Origin of the sequence: Limimonas halophila, assembly GCF_900100655.1 — a bacterium.
GTDB lineage: Bacteria > Pseudomonadota > Alphaproteobacteria > Kiloniellales > Rhodovibrionaceae > Limimonas > Limimonas halophila.
Map to the genome: position 1 here is coordinate 106,300 of NZ_FNCE01000008.1, position 22,205 is coordinate 128,504.

The following is a 22,205-nucleotide window of genomic DNA, read 5'->3' on the forward strand; positions in this document are numbered from 1 at the left end:
CCTGGTCATGGGAACCCGCCGACGCTAGGTAGAGGGCCATGAACACGCTGGTCACCATCCTGCTCGTGCTCGCCCTCCTGATCACGGTGGGCGTGCTCTTCTCGGGCCTCATCGTCATGGCGCGCGGCGGTGAGGTGAACCGCAAGTACGGCAACAAGCTCATGCGCTACCGCGTCGTCTGCCAGGGCGTCGCGCTGGGGCTGCTGGCGATCGCCTTCATGATCGGCTAACAGTTGCAATCAAACAATTGCGCAGCGCATACAAGGAACCGGCTTACTATTCAAGCAATCTAAGACAAACCATGCGAAAATTCGTAATAGTCCAATAAGGCCAATGTCTTGCGAATTTCTGACTTCGCATCGCTATAATAACTCTCGTACACATTATGAACCAGCGAAAGGCAGTAAGGAAAATCTACTTCATCTGGGTTCAGGCTTTGCAGGGCATGTAAAAGCTGTCGCGCCTTGGCTAAACTTCCTAAATCTATTTCATCTTTATTTATAATTTTGTCGCGGATCGGCTTAATTTTCTCGGATATTTTGTACGTCTTTGGCATCTCCGTGTTTTTTAATATTTGAACTTTCTTGTTTCGAGCAGACGAGAAACTTGTGTCTGTGCTCTCTAAAAATGAAACGGCTTGCTTCCGCGTCATTCCAGATAAATATACGTAGTAATACAGAGGTCCCCACCAGGAGGGCACTTGAGATAGTGCCTTTAAATAAGCTTTTGGGGTTTTGATATTTGACTGCTTCATGAACGCTTCTAAAATATCTGTCTCAAGAATGACATCCTTTTGTATTTCTACCTTACCAGTGTCTGACAAAACCGTTGTTACTGGCTCTACTTCACCTACTATCCGAAGTGTCGGCGCTCCCTCTGTTTCTGATAATCTACCGTGCCTAATGAAATTTATTTCTCCAAGCAAAGATTCATCAATATATAAAGAGCCGCCTGGACCCTCGACCATCCCATCAACTGTATTTAGTATACCGACATTTTCTGCACCAATCTTACCTACACGCTGAATTAGGTCATGCCAGCGTTGTTCGATTTGTCTATCGCGTTCTTGCAATATATTTTGCAGATCTGCAATACGTATAAGATTATTCTCACCACTATATCTATAATATATCTGACCTTCGGAAATTTTTTGTCCGTCTTTTTTTATCATAACTGGTTTTATAGGTGCTTCCTGTACATACAGAACTGCCAAATCCTCCCCACCCCTATTAATCTTTAGACGCTTCCAATACACAGATGGCGAAACCCTACTATTTATTGCATTATTTATCTTCTTTGTGTCTTCTTTCCAAAATTTTTTGTCCTTTAGACCTACAATTTTCCAATCATTGTCCTGCACTCCGAAAACGATATACCCACCTTTATTATTTGCCATTCCGCAAATCGTTCTAGAGTATTCGTCAAACGCGTTCAACTGAAAACTCTTCTTACATTCAATTATATCGCTTTCATCAATATTTAAATAGTGATTGTCATTCTCGTCCTCCGGAAGAATTCGGAATAGCTCTTCTTTCGATTCTGGATGAAACTTATATCTACCAGAGTTATTGTAATTATCAAGAAAATTTTTTAAATCTTGGTACGTCGCCGGAGAAACATCGTGATATATTTTTCCATCTTGAATTTGACTTATTCTTCCTTGATTTACGGTTCTTTCGGGGTAGCTGAAGAATGACAATATCTCTTGATTGTTAAAATATCCGGTATTTATCATCGCCTTAATTAAAGATACTTCCTGTCTGGTCAACTTATTTTTCTTCGCCATCGCTTACACCTACTTTAGAATTTATAACAAGGTTGTAGGCATATACATTAACAACAAATGGATGAAGCTCGTCAAGGTTGATCTCGATGGATTGCACTAGATGCGCGATTGCAATATCTCTGTATTCGAACATTTATCTGAAGCAAAAGGTTAAATGTGAAAGTCAGGGCAGGTAGTAGCCCGCCGGCCGGACGGGGTCGGGCAGGTCTTCCTCCCCCAGTGCCTCGCGCAGGTTGATTTCGATCGTGCGGCTCATCGTCTTGAGCGCCAGGTCGTGCTGCGAGGTGCCGAAGGGGTTTTCCAGCTCCTCGCTGAGCGCGTCCAGCCCGAAGAAGGTGTAGGCGACGATCGCCGCCACGAGGGGCGTGAGCAGCCCAAGCGTGTCCACCAGCCCGAACGGCAGCAGCAGGCAGTACATATAGGCCGTGCGGTGGAGCAGCAGGGTGTAGGCGAAGGGCAGCGGCGTGTTCAGGATGCGCTCGCACGCGCCCTGCACGCCCGCCAAGGCCGTAATCCGCTCCTCCAGCACGCGCCCCAGGATGTCCGTGGTCAGGCCGCGGCGCAGGCTGTTGCTGAGTTCCCCGCCAAGATGGCGCAGGATGGCGTCGGGGAGGTTGCGGCTGGCGCGCAGGGCGGGCACGTCGTCGCGGTCCAGAAAGGGCGCGATCTCGGCCCACGGGTCGCTGCCGCGCAGGTGGTGGCGCAGGGCGTGGGTGAAGGCGATGGTCAGCCGCGTCATGCGTTCCTGGGCCGCGCGGCCGGCGTCGCCGCTGGTGTCGAGCAGCGTGCCCGCCTCGCGCGCGAGCGAGCGCGTGTCGATGACGAGCTGGCCCCACTGCTTGCGGGCCTCCCACCAACGGTCGTAGCAGGCGTTGTTGCGGAAGCCGAGGAAGATGGACAGCGCCAGCCCGATCAGGCCGAAGGGCGCGGCGCTGAACGTCAGGAAGTGTTCGGGATACCGCGCGTGCAGCGCCGTCACGACCGCGCCGAGCGCGAAGATCGCCACGATCTGCGGCGCGATCTGGGGCACGATCGAGCCGCGCATGACGAAGAAGAGGCTGAGAATGCTCGGGCGGTCGCGCACGATCATGGGCGGGCGCTCGGCGTGTGCGGTCTTGGCGGGCGGCGGCGTGATCTAAACGCCGGTTAAACCTCCCGCGTGCGCGTGGGCGACGGACACGCGGCGATTTCCGCCGCCCACCCGGCCGTCTAGCGCGTGTGCTCGCCGCTCCGGTCGGCCCAGGTGACGGCGCGCTGATCGCCCTCGCTCCCCGCCGGGACCTCGCTCGGGCGATGGCGCAACAGCACCGCGGGCAGGATGGCGCTGGTCAGCACGGCCAGCACGATGGCGGCGTAGTCGCCCTGGGTGAGCACGCCCGCTTCCAGCCCCGTGCCGGCGGCGACGATCCCGAAGCTCAGGCGGTAGTTGAAGATCAGCCCGGCCATGCGGGCGTTGATGCCCATGAGCTTGCGTGCCGGGTAGGCCGTGCCCACGAACTTCAGCGCCGTCGCCACCGCCAGCAGCGCCGCCGCCGCGACCAGGACCTCCGGCGTGATGGCGCGCACGTCGAGCTGCGTGCCCGCGTGCAGGAAGAACACGGGCGCGAACAGCCCGAACACCAGCCCCTTGAGCTTCTGCTCCACGGCCTCGTGCTCGACCACCACGCGCGACATCGCCACGCCCACCGCGAAGGCCACGGTCGCGGGGTGGATGCCGCCGACGTTCTCCACGGTGAAACCCAGCCCGATCAGCACGACCAGCAGGAAGCGCAGCTCCGGCTCGGCGACCGACCCCTTGTAGCGCTTGAACACCCACTCCCCGGCGCGCGGCAGGCCGAAGAAGGTGCCCACGAGCACCAGCACGATGATGGCGGTGCCCCACCCGGCGTCGCCGAGCAGCGCGGCCAGCGTGACCATGCTGATGACGTCGACCACCGTGGCCGAGGCGAGGATGCCCTGCCCCTGCGCCGTGGGCAGCATCCCGCGCTCCTTCAGCGCCGGGTAGACGAGCGCCAGCGAGGTCGTGGACATGGCCACGCCCACCAGCGCCGCGGGCAGCGGGGCCAGCCCCGCGACCCAGTAGGCCAGCGCGAACACACCCACGAAGGGCGCGACGAAGGACGAGACGCCCACGCCGACGCAGCCGCGCCACATCCAGCGCAGGCGGCGCATGTCCACCTCGAACCCGGCGGTGAACATCAGCGCGATCATGCCCAGGTCGGCCAGCAGCTCCAGCCAGGTGACCTCGTGCAGGTCGACGACCAGCGCACCCAGGACGATGCCCGCGATGATCTCCAGGAAGGCGCTGGACACACGCAGCTCCAGCGCCACCGCGGCGGCCACCACCAGCGCCACGGCCATCAGTAGGGATGCGTCCACGGCCGCGCCCTCCCTGTCGCCCGGGTTTTCGGAAAAGACGGTTCGCACCCCTAAACCGGGCGCGCGGCGCACACAATGAAAAGGTATGTGTCAGAGACGCGGGAGGGCGATCAGCCGTTCTCGCGCAGCACGGACCCGGCCAGATAGAGCGAGCCGCAGACCAGCACGCGCGCCCGCTCGCCCCCGCTGGCGGCCAGACGGTCCAGCGCCGCGCGCACCGAATCGGCGGCGGTCACGGTCCCCGCCCCCGCCTCGCGCGCCCGCTCGGCCAGGGTGGCGGCGTCGAAGCTGTTGGGCTCGTCCGGCACGGGAACGGCCGTGACGCTGGCCGCGCGGTCGGCGAAGGGCGCCATGAAGGCCGCCGGGTCCTTGGAGGTGATCATGCCCACGACGACGTGGATGGGCGTCTCGGGCTCGCCCGTGCGCCAGCGGTCCAGCGCGGCGGCGAGCGCGCGCCCGGCGGCGGGGTTGTGCCCGCCGTCCAGCCACAGCTCCCAGTTTTCCGGGAGGCGTTCGGCGAGCGCGCCCTCGGTCAGGCGCTGCATGCGGCCCGGCCAGGTGGCGCTCGCCAGCCCCTCGCGGATGGCGGCGTCGGGGAGCGTGTAGCGGTCCAGCCGGTCGGTGCAGGCAACGGCGTGGGCCGCGTTGTCGAGCTGATAGGGGCCGAGGAGGCGCGGGGCGGGATAGCGGCGCGCGCTGCCGTCGCGGCCGGTATGGGTGAACGCCGTGCCGTCGGAAGCCGGCTCGGCGTGCCAGTCCCGGCCGCCGAGGTCGAGCGGCGCGCCCACGGCCTCGGCGCGTGCGCGCAGGACAGCCGCGGCCTCGTCCGGCTGGGGCGCGGCGACACAGGGCACGCCCGGCTTCATGATCCCGGCCTTCTCGCCCGCGATCGTGGCCAGATCGCCGCCCAGGAAGTCCATGTGGTCCAGGCCGATGGGCGTGATCGCGGTGAGCTCGGGCCGCTCGATCACGTTCGTGGCGTCCAGCCGCCCGCCCAGGCCGGTTTCCAGCAGCAGCACGTCGGCCGGCGTGCGCGCGAAGGCCAGGAAGGCGGCGCAGGTCGTGATCTCGAAGAAGGTGATGGGCTCGCCGCCGTTGGCGCGCTCGGCCTCCTCCAGCAGCGCCAGCAGGTCCGGCTCGCCGATGGGCTGGCCGGCGAGCTGGATGCGCTCGTGGAACCACACGAGGTGCGGCGAGGTGGCGACGTGGACGCGGTAGCCCGCCGCCGAGAGCATCGCCCGCAGGAAGGCGATCAGCGAGCCCTTGCCGTTCGTGCCGGCGACGTGGATCACCGGCGGCAGCGCGCGCTCGGGATGGCCCAGGCGCGCCAGCAGGGTGTGCACGCGCTTCAGCGAGAGGTCGATCAGCTTGGGGTGCAGCGCCATCAGGCGCTGTAGCACGCGGTCGCTGCCGGTGCCGGCCGCCGGGGTGTCCTGGGGCGCCATCGCGGCGTCTCCGGGTTGTCGGGGGTGCGGAACGCGGGGGCCGATTATTCCGCGGCCTGGCGTTCCTCGCCGGCGGCCGCCGTCTCGTCCAGGCTCGGGTTCTCGGGAAGGGCATCCGCCGCCTCCGCCAGCGGGATGACCGTGCTTCGCGGCTCGCGGCGCTGGAAGAGGTCGATGAGCTGGCCGAGCGTCGCGCCCATCTCGCGCCGGTCCACCACCATGTCCACCATGCCGTGGTCGCGCAGATACTCGGCGCGCTGGAAGCCGTCCGGCAGCTTCTGGCGGATGGTTTCCTCGATCACGCGCGCCCCGGCGAAGCCGATCGTGGCGCCGGGCTCGGCGAGGTTGATGTCGCCCAGCATGGCGAAGGAGGCGGTGACGCCGCCCGTGGTGGGATCGGTGAGCAGCACGAGGTAAGGCAGGCCGGCTTCCTTCACCATGTCCACCGCGATGGTCGTCCTGGGCATCTGCATGAGGGAGAGGATGCCCTCCTGCATGCGCGCGCCGCCGGAGGCCGGGATGGCGAGCAGCGGCGCGCCCTTGTCCACCGCCAGGCGCGCGGCCATGACCAGGGACTCGCCCACGGCCACGCCCATCGAGCCGCCCATGAAGGCGAAGTTGAAGGCCGCCACCACCAGCGGATAGCCGTTCACCGTCCCGTGGGCGACGATGATGGCCTCGCTTTCCTCCGTCTTGTTGCGCGATTCGCGCAGGCGCTCCGAGTAGCGCTTGCGGTCGCGGAAGCGCAGCGGGTCCGTCACCGTCTCCGGCAGCGGCTCGGCCACGTACTCGCCGTCGTCGAACAGCAGCTCCAGGCGCTTGCGCGCGCCGATGCGCATGTGGTGGCCGCAGTGCGTGCACACGCGCAGATTGTTGGCGAGATCGCGGTGGAAGATCATCTGCCCGCACGAATCGCACTTCTCCCAGAGGTTCTCCGGGATGTCCGAGCGCGTGACGAGGGCGCGGAACTTCGGGCGGACGTAGTTGGAGATCCAGCTCATGCCGCTCCTCCGCTGCGGGCGCCGCGCACGCCGGCGGCCAGCTCGCGCACGCGCGCGAGCACGGCCCCGCTGCAGCCGGCGGTGGCGCGGCCCTGCGCGTCCAGGTTGTCCTCCACGGTCTTGACCAGCGCCGAGCCCACGACCGCGGCGTCGGCGCGCGCGGCCACGCTTGCGGCCTGATCGGGCGTCTTGATGCCGAAGCCGACGGCGATGGGCAAGGCCGTGTGGCGGCGCAGCCGGTCGAGAGCCGAAGCGATGTCCGCGTCGCCGGCCGAGCGCGTGCCCGTGATGCCCGCGATCGAGACGTAGTAGAGGAAGCCGCCGCTGTTGGTCAGCACGGCCGGCAGACGGCGCTCGTCCGTCGTCGGCGTCGCCATGCGGATGAAGTTGACGCCGGTCCGAAGCGCGGGACCGCACAGCTCGTCGTCGGTTTCCGGCGGCAGGTCCACGACGATCAGCCCGTCCACCCCGGCGGCCTTGGCGTCGTCCAGAAAGCGCTGCGGGCCGTAGCTGTAGATGGGGTTGAAGTAGCCCATCAGCACCAGCGGCGTCTCGGCGTCCCTGGCGCGGAAGCGGCGCACCTGCTCCAGCGTCTTCGCCAGCGTCATGCCCGCGCGCAGGGCGCGCTGCCCGGCTTCCTGAATGGCCGGGCCGTCCGCCATGGGATCGGAGAAGGGCATGCCCAGCTCGATCAGGTCGGCGCCCGCCTCGGGCAAGCCAGCCAGGATCTCCGCGCCCGTCTCCGGGTCGGGGTCGCCGGCCATCGTGAAGGTGACCAGGCCGCCGCGTCCTTCGCGCTGGAGCGCCTCGAAGCGCGCGCGGATGCGCCCGGAGTCCGGCGCGCGCTCGTCGGCCGGAACCTCGCGGCGGCGGGCGTCGATGTCGGCGGCGGTGGTGGGCGTGGATGTCACAGATCAAACCCCAGCTGCTTGGCGACCGTGGTGATGTCCTTGTCGCCGCGGCCGCACAGGTTCATCACCATCACGTGCTCGCGCGGCAGCGTCGGCGCCAGCTCGCGCACCTTGGCGAGCGCGTGCGCCGGTTCCAGGGCCGGAATGATCCCCTCCAGCCGGCTGCACAGCTGGAAGGCGTCCAGCGCTTCCCGGTCCGTGGCGGAGAGGTATTCCACGCGCCCCGTGTCGTTCAGCCAGGCGTGCTCCGGCCCGATGCCCGGATAGTCCAGCCCCGCGGAGATGGAGTAGGCGTCCAGGATCTGGCCGTCGTCGGTCTGCAACAGGTAGGTGCGGTTGCCGTGCAGCACGCCGGGGCGGCCGCCGTTGAGGCTGGCGGCGTGCTCGCCCGTCTCGATGCCGTGGCCCGCGGCCTCGACGCCGAAGAGGCGCACGTCTCCCTCGTCCAGGAAGGGGTGAAAGAGCCCCAGCGCGTTGGAGCCGCCGCCGATGCAGGCGCACAGGCTGTCTGGCAGCTTGCCCTCGCGTTCCTTCACCTGCTCGCGCACCTCTTCCCCGATGACGCTCTGGAAGTCGCGCACCAGCGCGGGATAGGGGTGCGGCCCGGCGACCGTGCCGATGATGTAGAAGGTGTCCTCGACGTTCGCGACCCAGTCGCGCAGGGCCTCGTTCATCGCGTCCTTGAGCGTGCCCGTGCCGCCGTGGACGGGGCGCACCTCCGCGCCCAGCAGGCGCATGCGCACCACGTTCGCGGCCTGGCGCTCCATGTCGTGCGCGCCCATGTAGACCACGCACGGCAGGTTGAAGCGCGCGCACACCGTCGCCGTCGCCACGCCGTGCTGGCCCGCGCCCGTCTCCGCGATGATGCGGGTCTTGCCCATGCGCTTGGCGAGCAGGATCTGCCCCAGGGTGTTGTTGATCTTGTGCGCGCCCGTGTGGTTCAGCTCGTCGCGCTTGAAGTAGATCTTCGCGCCGCCGAGCTCCTCGGTCAGCCGCTCGGCGAAGTAGAGCGGGCTGGGCCGGCCGACGAAATCGCGGCCGTGCTGTTCCAGCTCTTCGCGGAATGCCGGATCGGCCTTGGCGTCGAGGTAGGCGCGCTCGACCTCCAGGATCAGCGGCATCAGCGTCTCGGCGACGAAGCGCCCGCCGTAGATGCCGAAATGGCCGAAGGGGTCGGGGCCGCCTCGGTAGGTGTTGGGTCGCTCGACCTGGGTCATGGATCTCCACATCCGCGATCCAGAGCGCGATGCGAGGACGTGGACTCAGTGTACGAGCCCCATCGCGCTCTATCTCTTTCGTTTGCGGGCATGAGTCAGCGCCCGGATCGTTTCGCGCGCCTGCGGCGTGCGAGCTGACGTGTCGCGCGCCGCTGGCGCGCTAGGCCTTCCGGCCTGGACGATCCGACCGCATCATGCCCTGGACGGCCCGCGAGCCTGCCGCACGCGGGGCGTTTAGGCAACGTTGTCCCGAACGGCGGCGCAGAATTCCCGGATCTTCGCCGGGTCCTTCACCCCCGGCTCGGACTCCACGCCGCTGGACACGTCCACGCCCGGCGCGTGCGCGGTGGCGATGGCCTCGCCCACGGTGTCCGCGTTCAGCCCGCCCGAGAGCAGCCACGGCTTCGCCCACGAGCGCCCGCCGAGCAGCTTCCAGTCGAAGCTGCGCGCGTTGCCGCCGGGCAGCCCGCCCGGCTGCGGCTTCGCATCGAACAGCAGGCGGTCGGCCACCTCGGCGTAGCCGTCGGCGCGCGCCAGGTCGGCCTCGCCGCCGATGGAAACCGCCTTCATCACCGGCAAGCCGAAGCGCGCGCGCACGTCGGCCACGCGCTCGGGCGGTTCCTCGCCGTGGAGCTGCAGCAGCGGCGGCGCCAGCGTGTCCACGATCCCGGCCAGCGTTTCGTCGTCGGCGTCCACCACCACGGCCACCGACAGCGGCGCGATCGCGCCCGCCTCCGCCATCAGTTCGCGGGCGCGCGCCGGGCTCACGTTGCGCGGCGAGGGCGGGTAGAAGACGAAGCCCACGAACATCGCGCCCGCATCGCGCGCGGCGGCGACGGCCTCGGGCGTCGTGCAGCCGCAGATCTTCACGTCGACCGTCATCGGGGTGTCCTTTTCAGCCGGGCCAGCTCGCGCTCGACGGCTTGGCCGAGCGCAGCGCCCGGAACATCAGGCTGATCGCCGTCACGGGCAGCAGCAGCGTCAGCGGCACCAGCGCCGCGCCCACCAGCGTCGCCGCCAGATGCACCGGAACCGGCGCCCCGAACGGCGCGATCAGCAGCCCCGCACCGGCGAGCAGCACGGCCGTTGCCGGCACGACCCCGAGCCACACCAGCGCCGCGTTGCCGAAGTGGGCCGGCCGCGTCTGCCAGGCGCGCGCGGGCACGCTCTGGCCCGTGGCGTGGCTCGGCAGCTTGAGCGTCAGCGGCGTGAAGAGCGTGACCGTGAACCACAGCGTCACCAGCAGCCCCACCAGGCGGGAGGTGGTGTCCATCGGCATCCCGGCAACGGCCACCACGAGCACGCCGTAGAGCAGGAAATGGATCCCGGCGACACCGAGCGCAACACCGAGATAGCGCGTGTGCCGCCCGCGCCACCGCACGGCGGGCGCACGCACCGCCTTCGGCCCGAGCAGGATCAGGCGGTGCCAGGCCACGGCCAGCAGCACCAGCAGCGGCACCGTCAGCACCCACACGGCCGTGCCGGCAAGCCCCGGCAGCGCGTAGACGTGGACGAGCGCCGCCGCGAACGCGGCCAGCGCCGGCAGCCCCAGCAGCCGCGGCAGCCAGCGCCAGTTCGCCATCAGCACCCGGACCGTTCCCACCAGAACCGGTCCGGCTTGCAAGCGCAGGGGCGGCATTTCCTCCTGTGCGCTCACGCCGCCTCCGCGCGCGTGGGATCGCCCAACAGCCGCTGGTGCAGCGCCGCGAGCAGGCTGCCCAGCAGCGCCAACTCCACGAACTCCAGCACCAGGGTCAGCACCATCACCGGCACCACCGGGCCATCGCCGGAGAGCATGACGGCGTAGGCGACGCCGCTGGAACTCACCAGCAGGTGCACCGGCAGCAGCGTCAGCGCCACGATGCCCGCGATCTTCACCAGCACGGGCCGCGCCGCCGACCAGGCCGCGCCCATGCCCAGCGAGCGGTCCACCGCCACCGCCGGCAGGACGAGGCCGAAGCTCACCGCCGCGGTCAGCGCCAGCAGCAGCGTCACAAGCGCCGCCACCACGCCCGCGACCGGGCTGCCGCCCGCCAGCATGCCGAGCACGATGCCCGGGATGCTCGCCAGCAGCGCCAGCACCGCGACCAGAATGCCCGAGGCGAGCATGCGCGCGTCGCGCCCGCCCACGGACAGCCGCGGCCCCGTGCCGGCCTGCTCGGGCCCGAGCAGCACCAGCCGCAGCCAGTCCACGAGGAAAGCGGCGTAGGCGAAGACCACAACCGGGATCGCCGCCAGCACGGCGATCGCCGCCAGCGGCGAGCTCTGCCCGTCGTCGCCGCCACCGCCCCGGAGGAGCATGAGCCCGCCCTGGACGAGGAAGAGCACCAGGAAGGGGGTGAGCGCGACCTGCGGCAGGTGGCGCAGGCGGGCCATGAAGCCGCCCACGACCTCGCGCGCGGTGGTCCGGACGGGCAACGCGCCGTGCGCCGGCACCTCCGCCACGGCTACCCCGCCTCGGCCGCGATCGCCCGGGCGGCCGCCCCCGGATCGGCCGCCCGCGTCACGGGGCGGCCCACCACGAGGATGTCGGCGCCGGCCGCGACCGCATCCGCCGGGGTGGCCGCGCGCTTCTGGTCGCCGGCGTCGCTCCCGGCCGGACGGATGCCCGGCACGACCAGCGTGAGGTCCGGCCCGACCTCGGCCCGTACCACCTCGATCTCGCGCGGCGAGCATACCAGCCCGTCGACGCCGGCTTCGGCCGCCAGCGCGGCCAGGCGGCGCACCTGGTCCAGCGAGGGCGTGGCCTGGCCCAGGCGCGAGAGGTCGCCGTCGTCCAGGCTGGTGAGCACGGTCACCGCCAGCACACCCACGGGCGGCTCGCCCCGGTGCGCGGCCTGAACCGCCGCGGCCATCATCTCGCGCCCGCCACTGGCGTGGACCGTCAGCCAGCACGGCTGCATGGGCGCGGCCGCGCGCACGGCGCCGGCGACGGTGTTGGGAATGTCGTGGAATTTCAGGTCGAGGAACACGGGCGCGTCACCCGCGACGGCGCGCACGCCCTCGGGGCCGTGGGCGGTGAAGAACTCGCTGCCGAGCTTGAGCCCGGCATAACCGTGCACGGCGGCCGCGAGCCGCTCGGCGTGCGCGCGGTCCGCGGTGTCGACGGCGATGTAGAGACGCGGCGGGATCATCTCGGGGCTGCCGGATCGCGGGTGGTGGCCGGGGGCCTCAGCGGCGCAGCGCGGGCAGGGACGGGGCGGTCGGCGGGCGCAGGCGCATGCGTCCCCGCGTCTCGGGCGAGCCCATGCGGCCCGCACCCGGGCCCTCGTACTGGTCCAGGCGGCGCTGCAGGGCCTCGACGTCGCGCGCCAGCTCGCGGGCGCGCTGGCGTTCCTCGCGCATGCGTTTGCGCACGCGGTGCTGCGACAGCCACATCACCGCGCCGCCGATGAGGAAGCCGACGAACACGGCCAGCAGCACGATCAGGTAGAGTGGCGCTTCGAGCTGGACCGGCAGCGGCCACAGGTCGAGCGTCACCACGCCGCGGTGATTGACCGCGAAGATGACCGCCACGGCAAGCAGCGGGACGGTGACGATCCAGGACAGGTGCTTCACGATAGCGCCGCCTCGCGGGAAGCGCCGGCCGATGCGCCGGCGGTTGGGTCTTTGTGCCCCGCTATGGTGCGCGGGCGGGCGGCCCGTCTCAAGCCTCGAAGGCGGCGCGGCCGGACCGCTCAGGCGTCGGCTTCGGCCTCGTCGCCGTTCAGGCGCTCGCGCAGCTGCTTGCCCGTCTTGAAGAAGGGCACGCGCTTGGCATCCACGTGGACCGTCTCGCCGGTGCGCGGGTTGCGCCCCTCGCGCGGCTCGCGGTCCTTCACGGAGAACGCGCCGAAGCCGCGCAGCTCCACGCGCCGCCCCTCGGCCAGCGCCTCTGTGATCTCGTCGAAGATCGTGGCCACCACGCGCTCGCTGTCGCGCTGGGTCAGGTGCGGGTTCGCTTCCGCGATCCGCTGGATGAGTTCGGACTTGGTCATCGCCGACGCCCCCGTTGCTCGACCGCCACAAATCCCCCCGGACGGCCGTGTGGCGCGGAGTGTCGCCACGCGCGCGAGGCACCGTCAACCGCGCGTGACTCGCGGACATCGCGGTGTTGCACGTATGCACACAAAAAACGCCCGGCCCGCGTGAACCGCGGACCGGGCGCCGACGTTGTCACCGGGTTGCCCCGGTGGGGATCAGCTCTTGTCGCTGTCCTCGCCGCCCTGCATGGCGTCGCGCAGCTTGGTGCCGAGGATGTCGCCGAGGCTGGCGCCGGTTTCGGCGGAGCCGTACTCGGCCATGGCCTCCTTTTCCTCCTCCAGCTCGCGCTGCTTGATCGACGCCGAGATGCGGCGGTTCTTGCGGTCCACCTGGGTGATCTTGGCGTCGACCTTTTCGCCCGGGGCGAAGCGGTCGGGGCGCTGCTCGCTGCGCTCGCGGCCCAGCTCGGAACGGCGAATCGTGGCGATGGCGTTCTCGTCGCCGCGCACCTTCACGTCGATGCCGTTCTCGTGGACCTCGTGGACGGTGCAGGTCACGACCTCGCCCTTCTGCAGGCCGGCGACGGCGGCCTCGAAGGGATCGGACTCGAGCTGCTTCACGCCCAGCGAGATGCGCTCCTTCTCGACGTCCACGTCCAGCACCTTCACCTGGATGACGTCACCCTTCTTGTAGTTCTTGATCGCCTCTTCGCCGCTCTCGGTCCAGGAGAGGTCGGAGAGGTGGACCATGCCGTCGATGTCGCCCGGCAGGCCGACGAACAGCCCGAACTCGGTGATGTTCTTGATCTCGCCCTCGAGCGTCGAGCCCACGGGGTGCTTCTCGGCGAACTCCGCCCAGGGGTTCGGCACGCACTGCTTGAGGCCGAGCGAGATGCGGCGCTTCTGCTCGTCCACGTCCAGCACCATCACCTCGATCTCCTGCGAGGTGGAGACGATCTTGCCCGGGTGCACGTTCTTCTTCACCCAGCTCATCTCGGAGACGTGGACGAGGCCCTCGATGCCGGGCTCCAGCTCCACGAAGGCGCCGTAGTCGGTGATGTTGGTCACGCGGCCGGTGAACTTGGCGCCCACGGGGTACTTCTGGCTGGCGCCCTCCCACGGATCGGCCTCCAGCTGCTTCATGCCCAGGGAGATGCGCTGCGTCTCCGGGTTGAAGCGGATGACCTGGACGTTGATGTTCTGGCCGATGGACAGGACGTCGCTGGGGTGGTTGACCCGCTTCCACGAGATGTCGGTCACGTGCAGCAGGCCGTCGACGCCGCCCAGGTCGACGAAGGCGCCGTAGTCGGTGATGTTCTTCACCGTGCCCGGCAGCACCTGGCCTTCCTTCAGCGAGGCGACCAGTTCGTTGCGCTGCTCGGCGCGCGTCTCCTCCAGCACGGCGCGGCGGGAGACGACGATGTTCCCGCGCGAGCGGTCCATCTTCAGGATCTGGAAGGGCTGCGGCGTGCCCATCAGCGGCGTGACGTCGCGCACCGGGCGGATGTCCACCTGGCTGCCGGGCAGGAACGCCGTGGCGCCGTTGAGGTCGACCGTGAAGCCGCCCTTCACGCGGCCGTAGATCTGGCCGGTCACGCGCTCGCCGTTGTTGTAGGCCTTCTCCAGCTGGTTCCAGGCTTCCTCACGCCGCGCCTTGTCGCGCGAGAGGACGGCCTGGCCCTCCTTGTCCTCGAAGCGCTCCAGGAAGACCTCGACGGTGTCGCCGATCTTCAGGTCCTCGGCCTCGCCCGCCTTGGTGAACTCCTTGAGCGCGACCCGGCCCTCGGACTTCAGGCCGACGTCGACGACCACGTCGTCGCCGTCGAAGTCGATGACCGTGCCCTTGAGGACGGTGCCTTCGAGGCGGCCCTCGTTGCCCAGCTGCTCTTCCAGCAGCGCCTCGAAGCTCTCGTTGGTCTCGTGCGTCGTGGCTGCCTCAGCCATCGTGTGGTGGTCCTCCACGTGGTGGTCGTTGCTATTCCGGCCAGCCGGTTGGCTCCGGCGGTCTTCCCGGTGCGTCCAGCCATCCGGGCGGATGAACCGCTGCTGTCGGGCGCGTCCGGCCGTTTTTGACTGGTCGGGCGGCGAGCGTTTCAACGCCGGCGGCTGCTGGGCCGGCGGCGGCTACTGGTCCCGCCCGTCCGGATCGGTGTCGTCCAGCACGCAGCGACTCCGCACCACCCAAAGGGCGGTCCGGAGGGCCGAATCGACATCCATGTTGGAGGTGTCGAGGACGTGGGCGTCCTCGGCGGACCGAAGCGGCGCCGCCGCCCGGGCGGCGTCTCGGGCGTCGCGCGCCTCCATTTCACGCAACACGGCCTCGAATGTAGGCGCCTCGCCGCGCGCACGCAATTCTTCGTGGCGCCGGCGGGCGCGTTCCTCCGTGGTGGCGGTGACGAAGAGCTTGGCGCACGCTTCGGGGCAGACGACCGTGCCGATGTCGCGCCCGTCCAGCACCGCGCCGCGCAGCCCGTTGGGCGGACTGTGCGCGAAGTGGCGCTGGAACGCCAGCAGCGCCTCGCGCACTGCGCGGATCGCGGACACGCGCGAGGCGGCGTCCGCCACCCCTTCGCCGCGCAGGCCGGGGCGCGCGAGGTCGTCCACCGTCAGCGTCTTGCTGGCAGACACGGCGGCGTCCGCGTCATCCGGGTCCTGGCCGGCCTCCAGCACCTTCAGCCCCACCGCGCGGTAGAGGCTGCCGGTATCCAGGTAGGCCAGCCCGAGCGCGTCGGCCACGCGCCGGGCGAGGGTACCCTTCCCGGCCGCCGCCGGCCCGTCGATGGCCACGATGATGGGACGTTCGCCGCCCGCCATGATCCCCGCGTCCGACGTGGTGAAAACCGCGTGTCGTCACGCAACACGCTGCAATCTTGAGCGTCGAAAAAAGATCTCCGCTCGGGGGTGTGATAAAACCCCGCCCGCGCGGGGGCAAGCGCCGGCTCAGCCGGTGGAGAGACCGTGGCGCTCCACCACCGCCGGCTGGATCACCCCGGCGTGCAGGGTCAGGAGCACCACGCGCGCGTCCAGGCTGTCGCCCGCCTCGGCGGCGGCGCGCACGCGCGCTTCGGCGGCGTCGGTGCGCGCGGGCCCGTTGGCGTCGAGGAAACCGTCGCGGCCGAGCATGCAGTACGCCGCCAGCTCGACGGCCTCAGCCGCGGCCGCGTCGTCGGGCTTGCGGCCGTGCGCCTCGCGCAGCAGCCGCACCAGAGTCAGCTTCACCGAATCCGGAACGGCCGCCCGCGGCAGCCCCGCCGCCGCGAAGGCGTGGTCCAGGCGCTGGATCTCGTCGGCGCGGCCGAACATGCGCAGAAAACCGAGCATGGGCGCAGGATACGCGGCGCGGGCGCGGAAGGGAATCGGGCACCGTCCCGTTCTTGCGTTCACACTGTTTCAACCCAAATCCGCTATACGAGACACTCGATGGCCGGCCGAGCCGGTCACAGCATGGGGGACGAGGGCGGCGATGGCGGACGAGAGCGCGAGCGACGGCGGAAAACAGAGCCGCAAAGGGCTGGTGACGGTCCTCGTGGCGGTGGTGGGCCTGGCGCTGGCCGCGGCGGGCGGCGCGGCGTTCCTGGTGCTCACCGACGGCAAGACCGGCGAGGCGAAGGCCGACAAGAAACCGGCGTCGCTCTCGGCGGACCAGGTCTACTACCAGCCGGTGCCGCAGATGATCGTCGGGCTCGACGGGCCGGGCCACGACCGCGTCCAGCTTCACGTCAGCCTGGAGGTGGCGAGCCAGGCCGCCAAAAGCGAAGTCAAGCGTATGAGCCCGCGCATCATGGACGCCTTCCGCCAGCACCTCAGTGACCTGACCCCCGGCGAGATGGACGGGGAAGCCGGCACGAAGAAGCTGCGGCAGGCCCTGCTCAAGCGCGCCCGGGCGGCCACGCAGGAGGCCGAGGTCCACGGCCTGCTCTTCCGCAAGCTCGTCGTCCACTGAGCGGGCGGCCGACCCAAGCGGTCCGGCATCAGCGCCATCAGCGCCGGGCGCGTCCGCGACCCGTCATCAGTCCCGCCCGCGGCGAACCCCGCGAATCACCCGCTTGGCGGGCAGGATCAGGCGCACCGTGGTCCCCGCGTCCGGCTCGGTGTCGATCGCCATGTCGCCGCCGTGCGCGCGCAGCAGGCCGCGCGTCATCGCCAGGCCGATCGTCTTGAGCGTCAGGTTCGGATGGCCCTGCCGGCCGGTTTCGGGCGTCATGATGTGCGACAGCTTGTCCGCCGGGATGCCGGGACCGCGGTCGGTTACGGCGATCACCGCTTCGCCGCCGGCGTCGATACGCACCTCGACCGCGATCGAAGCGTCCGCAGGCGACACCTGAAGCGCATTGCTGATGACCGTCATCACGCTGCGCTGCATCGCGACGCGTTCCGCTTCCACCTTCAGGTGCTCGGGCGCGTCCACCTCGATCCGGTCCGTGCCGCTGCCGGCGGCCGCAGCGGCAAGGCGCCGCGCCAGCTCGATCTCCGCCACGAGGTCGAGGGGTTCGGCCGCGACGGGCGCGTTTTCCAGATCCACGGCGTCCAACGCCAGGATGTCGTCCACCAGCCGGCGCAGGTAGCTGGCGGCGGTGGAAATGTCGCCGGCCGCCCGCGCGACGTGGCCATCGTGCTCGGCCAGCTCGGCGGCGCTGGGCAACCGGGCGGCCAGCCCCGAAATGGCGTCGACGGCCAACCGCATGTCGCCGCTGACCTTCTGAACGTGCGTGCTCTTGGCGCGGCTGGTTGCGGCGGCGGCGTCGCGCGCTTCCAGCAAGCCCTGCTCCATGGTCTTCCACTGCGAGATGTCGCGCAGGTAGGCGACGACGAGGTGGCGGTCGTTCACGGTCGTCGGCTGGCCCGCGACCTCGACGGCGACGCTGCGGCCGTCGGCGCGTTGCACCGCCGCTTCCGGCACGTACCGGCGCTCGCCGCGCGCGAACGCGGCCATCGCCGCGGCGCCCGCGGCGCTTTCCGCCGAGGGTTGCAGATCCGCCAGGCGGCAGCCGAGCAGCTCCTCGATGCCGCAGCCGAACAGCGTTTCGGCCTGGGCGCTGGCCTCGACGACACGCTGCGTTTCGGTTTCGAGCAGAAGGATGGTGTCGGGGCTGGCGTCCAGGACGGCGCGCTGCTTGGCTTCGGCGGCGGCGAGCTGGGCCTCCCAGGCGTGTTCGTCGGTGATGTCGCGGACAATGGCGGTGGCGCGGGTTTCCTGGTCGCTGCTGGCGTGCTTCACGACCGAAGCGCGCGCGGGGAAGACGCCGCCGTCCTTGCGTTTTCCCTCGATGTGCCGGCGCGAGGCCATGTCGCGGCCGGTTTCGGGCCCGGCCAGAAGCGCGGCCACGTCGTGGCCGTGCTGGTTGCGGTACCGCTCTGGAATCAGGATGTCGAGCTGCTGGCCGTACAGCTCGGCCGCCGAGTAGCCGAACATGCGCTCCGCGCCGCGATTGATGAAAACGATGCGCTGCTCGCGGTCGATCGTCACCACCGCGTCGGGGATGTAGTCGAGGAAGGTGAGGAGGGTGTCGTGCATTGGCTCATGTCCGTCGCGGGCCTTGGTCGCGCGGCCGCTGCCGCCACACCGGGGCGTTCCAGTCCCGGGTTCAGTGGTCAGTGGGACAGACCTCTTGGTAAGCGGGTATGAGATGGATCAAATCGCGTGGCCCGTGCCGCGCGGTCACGGTGCACCGCCCCGGCAAGGAACCCGCGATCCGGGGACGAGTCGGTTTCGTGCGAAAATGAACACTCCATCCCGACCGCCCCGCCGCGTGGAACGACAAAACCCTAATTCAGCATTTTCGGCATGCCAAACCGTTTGTTGTCACGTTGTTCCATGTTTAGGGATGGCCGGGACTGACCGCGCAACACCGCCGCACGGCACGGCATTTTGGGGGATCGGACGATGGCCGATGTCACGCGTTTCCCGGCGCTCGACGGTGTTTCCGGCTGGGACGCGCTGGCCGGCGACACGCTGGCGACGACGCCGCTGAGTGGTTGGCAGCGCGCCCGGTTTGCCGTCATCGGCGGCGGCTTCACCGGGTTGGCGGCGGCGCGCGGCTTGGCCGAGCGCTTTCCCGACGCCGAGGTCGTGCTGCTCGACGCGCTGCGGATCGGCCAGGGCACCTCCGGCCGCAACGCGGGCTTCATCATCGACGTGCCGCACAACCTGGATTCCGACGAAGCCGACCCGGTTCAGGACCGCCAGGTCACGCGGCTGAACCGCTGGGCGGTGGAGATGCTGCGCGAACAGGTCACGGCGAACGGCATCGCCTGCGACTGGGACGACGCCGGCAAATACCTCTTGGCCGCCGAAGCGCGGCACATCGACTCCCTGAAGGGCTTCACCGACACGCTGGACGGGCTGGGCGAGCCCCACACCTGGCTGGAGGGGCCGGACCTGAGCGCCCGCATCGGCACGGACTACTACCGCGCCGGCGTCTACACGCCCGGCAACGTCCTGATGAACCCGGCCGCGCTGGTGCGCGGGCTGGCCCGGTCGCTGCCCGCCAACGTCACGCTTCACGAGCTGTCGCCGGTGGTCACAACCACCTACGGCGAGCCGCACCGCCTGGAAACGCCGACGGGCGTTCTCGAAGCCGACCACATCGTCTGCGCCACCAATTCCTTCACTGGGGAGTTCGGCTTCGGCGACCGCTACGTGCCGGTGTTCAGCTACGCCAGCCTGACGCGCCCACTCACGCCCGAGGAAGACGCCGCGATCGGCGCGGTGCGGCCATGGGGCGCGACCGCCGCCCATCCGGCGGGGACCACGCTGCGCGTCACCCCCGACCGCCGCGTGTTCGTGCGCAACATGCTGCGCTGGCGCGCCGAGCTGTGCAGCGGCCCGCCCGATCTGGCCGCGGCGGCGCGCACGCACCAGCAGGCGCTGCGGGCGCGTTTCCCGACGCTGGCGGACGTGCCCTTCGAGCACACCTGGGGCGGCATGCTGTGCATGACGCGCAACTTCCAGCCCTGCTTCGGGACGGTGCGGCCGGGCGTGCACGTCGCCGCCGGGATGAACGGCGTGGGCGTGGCGAAGGGCACCTACCTGGGCCGCCTGCTGGCCGACCTGATCGCGGGCCAGGACTCCGACGCGCTCGCGTTCGTGCAACGGGCGGCCTCGCCCGCCTGGGTGCCGCCGGAACCGGCGCGCACGCTCGGCGTCACGGCCAAGCTGCGGGCGGAGGAGCGCGCGGCGGGCGCGGAAAAGTAGCGGCGGCCGCGCCGGATCAGGACTCGCGCTCGACGACGAAGCGGGCGGTGGCGCGCAGGGTGTCCGCGCGCTCGCCGAAGGGCTCCAGGCGGGCGATGGCGGACTCCACCAGTTCGCGGGCGCGGCCGCGCGCGCCTTCAATCCCCAGCAGCTCGACGAAGGTGGCCTTGTCCGCCTCCGCGTCCTGCCCGGCCGGCTTGCCCAAGGCTTCCGCGTCGCTCTCGGCGTCCAGCAGGTCGTCCGCGATCTGGAAAGCGAGGCCCAGGTCGTCGGCGTAGGCGTCCAGCGCCGCCCGCTCGGCCTCGCTCGCGCCGCCCAGGATGGCCCCGGCGCGGCAGGCGAAGCGGATGAGCGCGCCCGTCTTCATGGCCTGAAGGTCGGTGACGCCGTCCAGGCCCAGGTGCACGCGCTCCGGCGAGATGTCGACCATCTGACCGCCCACCATGCCGGCGGCGCCGGCGGCCCGCGCCAGGCCCAGCGTCAGCTCCGCGCGCACCCGCGCATCCGGATGGGTGGCCGGATCGCCGAGCACGGCGAACGCCTCCGTCAGCAGGCCGTCGCCCGCGAGGATGGCGGTGGCGTCGTCGTAGCGCTTGTGGACGGTGGGCGTGCCGCGCCGCAGGTCGCTGTCGTCCATCGCCGGCAGGTCGTCGTGGACGAGCGAGTAGCAGTGCACCATTTCCAGCGCCGCGCCCGCGCGCAGGCCGCGCGCCTCGGGCACATCGAACAGACCCGCGCTGGTCACGGTGAGGAAGGGGCGCAGGCGTTTGCCGCCGTTGAGCGAGGCATAGCGCATGGCCTCGACGACGCGGCCGCGCGGCCCCTCGGCCGGCGGCAGCAGGCGGTCGAGTTGGTCGGTGATCTGCTCGGCGACGGCGCGCATGCGCGCCGTGACGTCCTCGCGAGCGGCGGTCCCCCCGATCGTCGCCCCCTTATCCGCTTTATTCAACGTCGAGCGGTTCGCTGCCGACGGTCCCGCTGTCATCCACCTTGATCTTCTCGATCTTGGCCTCGGCCTCGCGCAGCTTCTGCTCACAATGGCGCTTGAGCAGCGCCCCGCGCTCATAGGCCGCGATGGCGTCGTCCAGCTTGCCCTCGCCCTTTTCCAGGCGCTCCACGATCTGGCGCAGCTCCTGCAGCGCCTGCTCGAAGCTCATTGCCCGCACGTCCTCGGGGAGCTGCTCCCCGGAGCCGTGCGCTGCGGTCCCCTGCTCGGCTTCGGTGTGGGCGGGGGTGTCGGCCATGCTGCTTCCCTGCGTTGCGGTGCGCGCACTCTAGAGCACAAGCGCGCGCGCTGAAAACACCCGGCGGGTCAACGCGGCGTGCGCCCCCTATCACGCCTTCATGAGCGTCACGCGTTCATGAGCGCATGAGCGCGCGCACGTGGGCGGCCGTGCTCAACTCCAGCGCGTCCAGGTCGTAGCCGCCCTCCAACGCCGAGACGACCCGGCCGCCGCAGGTGTTGCGGGCCACGCGCAGGATCTGCTGTGTCGCCCACTCGAAGTCGTCCTCGTGCAGGCGCAGCGAGGCCAGCGGGTCGCGCTCGTGCGCGTCGAAGCCCGCCGAGATCAGGATCAGCTCGGGCTGGCACTCCGTCAGGCGGCGCAGGATGGTGTTGGTGAAGGCCGCGCGGAACGCCTCCGAGCCGTCCATCGGCGACAGCGGCACGTTGACGATGTTGTCGGCCACGCCGGTTTCGCCCGGCGAGCCCGTGCCGGGGAAGAGCGGAACCTGGTGCGTGGAGAAGAAGAAGAGGTCGGGGTCGTCCCAGAAGATGGCCTGCGTGCCGTTGCCGTGGTGCACGTCGAAGTCGACGACGGCGATGCTGTGCAGGCGGTGGCGCTGACGCGCGTGCAGCGCGCCGATCGCCACGTTCGAGAACAGGCAGAAGCCCAGGGCCTGCTCGGGCTCGGCGTGGTGGCCGGGCGGGCGCACGGCGCAGAAGGCGTTGGCGCAGTCCCCCGCGATCACCGCGTCCACGGCCGCGCACACCCCGCCGGCGGCGCGCAGCGCGGCCTCGCGCGAGCCGGCGGAGACGCAGGTGTCGCCATCGAGCGACGCCAGCCCCTCGCTGGGCACGCGCGCGAACACGCGGTCGATGTAGCGCCGCGGGTGCGCCAGCTCCAGCCGGTCCAGCTCCGCCAGCGGCGCGTCCACGCGCTCCAGGGCCTGGAAGGCCGGGTCGTCCAGCGCCGAGAGCACCGCTTTCAGCCGCGCCGGGTGTTCCGGGTGCATGCGGCCGGGATCGTGGGCGAAGCAGTCCATGTGGGTGAAAACGCGAGTCGTCATGCAAGGCTCCCTGATCTGCT

23 protein-coding genes are annotated in these 22,205 nt (G+C 69.1%); 3 read left to right on the top strand and 20 right to left on the bottom strand.

Translation table 11 applies throughout. The features are described 5' to 3' along the window. Positions 1-38 precede the first annotated feature (38 nt). Entirely contained in the window at positions 39-230 is a 192-nt protein-coding gene (locus BLQ43_RS10970) for a twin transmembrane helix small protein (RefSeq protein ID WP_090020760.1), read from the top strand. 59 nt (positions 231-289) lie between these two features. Here the strand turns inward: BLQ43_RS10970 and BLQ43_RS10975 are convergent, their stop codons facing one another. The 16 genes from BLQ43_RS10975 to BLQ43_RS11050 form a co-directional block, all read right to left on the bottom strand. After that, positions 290-1,786, bottom strand: coding sequence for an AlbA family DNA-binding domain-containing protein (locus BLQ43_RS10975; RefSeq protein ID WP_090020837.1), 1,497 nt, complete (start codon positions 1,784-1,786; stop codon positions 290-292). Positions 1,787-1,949: 163 nt separating this feature from the next. Then, entirely contained in the window at positions 1,950-2,876 is a 927-nt protein-coding gene (locus BLQ43_RS10980) for a bestrophin family protein (protein ID WP_090020761.1), read from the bottom strand. 119 nt (positions 2,877-2,995) lie between these two features. Then, positions 2,996-4,165, bottom strand: coding sequence for a cation:proton antiporter (locus tag BLQ43_RS10985; RefSeq protein WP_143006263.1), 1,170 nt, complete (start codon positions 4,163-4,165; stop codon positions 2,996-2,998). Between the two features lie 110 nt (positions 4,166-4,275). Further along, the gene (locus BLQ43_RS10990) at positions 4,276-5,610 is read right to left on the bottom strand and encodes a bifunctional folylpolyglutamate synthase/dihydrofolate synthase (RefSeq protein WP_090020765.1); all 1,335 of its coding nucleotides are present in this window, start codon (positions 5,608-5,610) and stop codon (positions 4,276-4,278) included. Between the two features lie 44 nt (positions 5,611-5,654). Next, on the bottom strand, positions 5,655-6,611 hold the full coding sequence (gene accD, locus BLQ43_RS10995) for an acetyl-CoA carboxylase, carboxyltransferase subunit beta (protein ID WP_090020767.1): 957 nt from the start codon (positions 6,609-6,611) through the stop codon (positions 5,655-5,657). After that, positions 6,608-7,492: a tryptophan synthase subunit alpha gene (trpA, locus tag BLQ43_RS11000; RefSeq protein WP_437123478.1), complete on the bottom strand. Its 885-nt coding sequence runs from the start codon at positions 7,490-7,492 to the stop codon at positions 6,608-6,610. Before trpA ends, accD begins: the two co-directional genes overlap by 4 nt. Positions 7,493-7,518: 26 nt before the next feature. Then, a complete protein-coding gene (trpB, locus tag BLQ43_RS11005; RefSeq protein ID WP_090020769.1) occupies positions 7,519-8,739 on the bottom strand; it encodes a tryptophan synthase subunit beta in 1,221 nt (406 codons plus the stop codon). A gap of 234 nt (positions 8,740-8,973) precedes the next feature. Next, complete coding sequence (locus BLQ43_RS11010) at positions 8,974-9,621, bottom strand: phosphoribosylanthranilate isomerase (protein ID WP_090020771.1); 648 nt, start codon at positions 9,619-9,621, stop codon at positions 8,974-8,976. Positions 9,622-9,634: 13 nt separating this feature from the next. Beyond that, entirely contained in the window at positions 9,635-10,396 is a 762-nt protein-coding gene (locus BLQ43_RS11015) for a hypothetical protein (protein WP_090020773.1), read from the bottom strand. Next, a complete protein-coding gene (locus BLQ43_RS11020) occupies positions 10,393-11,184 on the bottom strand; it encodes a hypothetical protein (protein WP_090020776.1) in 792 nt (263 codons plus the stop codon). Before BLQ43_RS11020 ends, BLQ43_RS11015 begins: the two co-directional genes overlap by 4 nt. A gap of 2 nt (positions 11,185-11,186) precedes the next feature. After that, positions 11,187-11,873, bottom strand: coding sequence for an orotidine-5'-phosphate decarboxylase (pyrF, locus tag BLQ43_RS11025; protein ID WP_090020778.1), 687 nt, complete (start codon positions 11,871-11,873; stop codon positions 11,187-11,189). A 37-nt stretch (positions 11,874-11,910) separates the two neighbouring features. Continuing rightward, positions 11,911-12,297 carry a LapA family protein gene (locus BLQ43_RS11030; protein ID WP_176758642.1) on the bottom strand — a complete coding sequence of 129 codons (387 nt, stop codon included), beginning with the start codon at positions 12,295-12,297 and terminating at the stop codon, positions 11,911-11,913. A 119-nt stretch (positions 12,298-12,416) separates the two neighbouring features. Continuing rightward, positions 12,417-12,716 (bottom strand): integration host factor subunit beta, encoded by a 300-nt coding sequence (gene ihfB / locus BLQ43_RS11035; RefSeq protein WP_090020781.1) that lies wholly within the window; start codon positions 12,714-12,716, stop codon positions 12,417-12,419. Between the two features lie 201 nt (positions 12,717-12,917). Beyond that, entirely contained in the window at positions 12,918-14,663 is a 1,746-nt protein-coding gene (rpsA, locus tag BLQ43_RS11040) for a 30S ribosomal protein S1 (RefSeq protein WP_281217570.1), read from the bottom strand. 162 nt (positions 14,664-14,825) lie between these two features. Beyond that, the gene (gene cmk / locus BLQ43_RS11045) at positions 14,826-15,515 is read right to left on the bottom strand and encodes a (d)CMP kinase (RefSeq protein WP_090020783.1); all 690 of its coding nucleotides are present in this window, start codon (positions 15,513-15,515) and stop codon (positions 14,826-14,828) included. Between the two features lie 126 nt (positions 15,516-15,641). Then, positions 15,642-16,022, bottom strand: coding sequence for a hypothetical protein (locus tag BLQ43_RS11050; RefSeq protein WP_090020784.1), 381 nt, complete (start codon positions 16,020-16,022; stop codon positions 15,642-15,644). 142 nt (positions 16,023-16,164) lie between these two features. Between BLQ43_RS11050 and BLQ43_RS11055 the strand changes: the two genes are divergently transcribed. Next, positions 16,165-16,644 (top strand): flagellar basal body-associated FliL family protein, encoded by a 480-nt coding sequence (locus tag BLQ43_RS11055; protein ID WP_176758643.1) that lies wholly within the window; start codon positions 16,165-16,167, stop codon positions 16,642-16,644. A 66-nt stretch (positions 16,645-16,710) separates the two neighbouring features. On the opposite strand, the gene BLQ43_RS11060 is transcribed toward BLQ43_RS11055, so the two are convergent. Next, complete coding sequence (locus BLQ43_RS11060) at positions 16,711-18,216, bottom strand: PAS domain S-box protein (protein ID WP_090020788.1); 1,506 nt, start codon at positions 18,214-18,216, stop codon at positions 16,711-16,713. A gap of 369 nt (positions 18,217-18,585) precedes the next feature. Between BLQ43_RS11060 and BLQ43_RS11065 the strand changes: the two genes are divergently transcribed. Continuing rightward, a complete protein-coding gene (locus BLQ43_RS11065) occupies positions 18,586-19,896 on the top strand; it encodes an NAD(P)/FAD-dependent oxidoreductase (RefSeq protein ID WP_090020790.1) in 1,311 nt (436 codons plus the stop codon). A 16-nt stretch (positions 19,897-19,912) separates the two neighbouring features. Here the strand turns inward: BLQ43_RS11065 and BLQ43_RS11070 are convergent, their stop codons facing one another. From BLQ43_RS11070 to BLQ43_RS11080, 3 genes are all read right to left on the bottom strand, one after another. After that, the gene (locus BLQ43_RS11070; RefSeq protein ID WP_090020791.1) at positions 19,913-20,779 is read right to left on the bottom strand and encodes a polyprenyl synthetase family protein; all 867 of its coding nucleotides are present in this window, start codon (positions 20,777-20,779) and stop codon (positions 19,913-19,915) included. Positions 20,780-20,837: 58 nt separating this feature from the next. Next, positions 20,838-21,140, bottom strand: a complete 303-nt coding sequence (locus BLQ43_RS11075; protein ID WP_090020793.1) for an exodeoxyribonuclease VII small subunit — start codon at positions 21,138-21,140, stop codon at positions 20,838-20,840. Between the two features lie 115 nt (positions 21,141-21,255). Beyond that, the gene (locus BLQ43_RS11080; protein WP_090020795.1) at positions 21,256-22,185 is read right to left on the bottom strand and encodes a histone deacetylase family protein; all 930 of its coding nucleotides are present in this window, start codon (positions 22,183-22,185) and stop codon (positions 21,256-21,258) included. Positions 22,186-22,205: the final 20 nt, after the last annotated feature.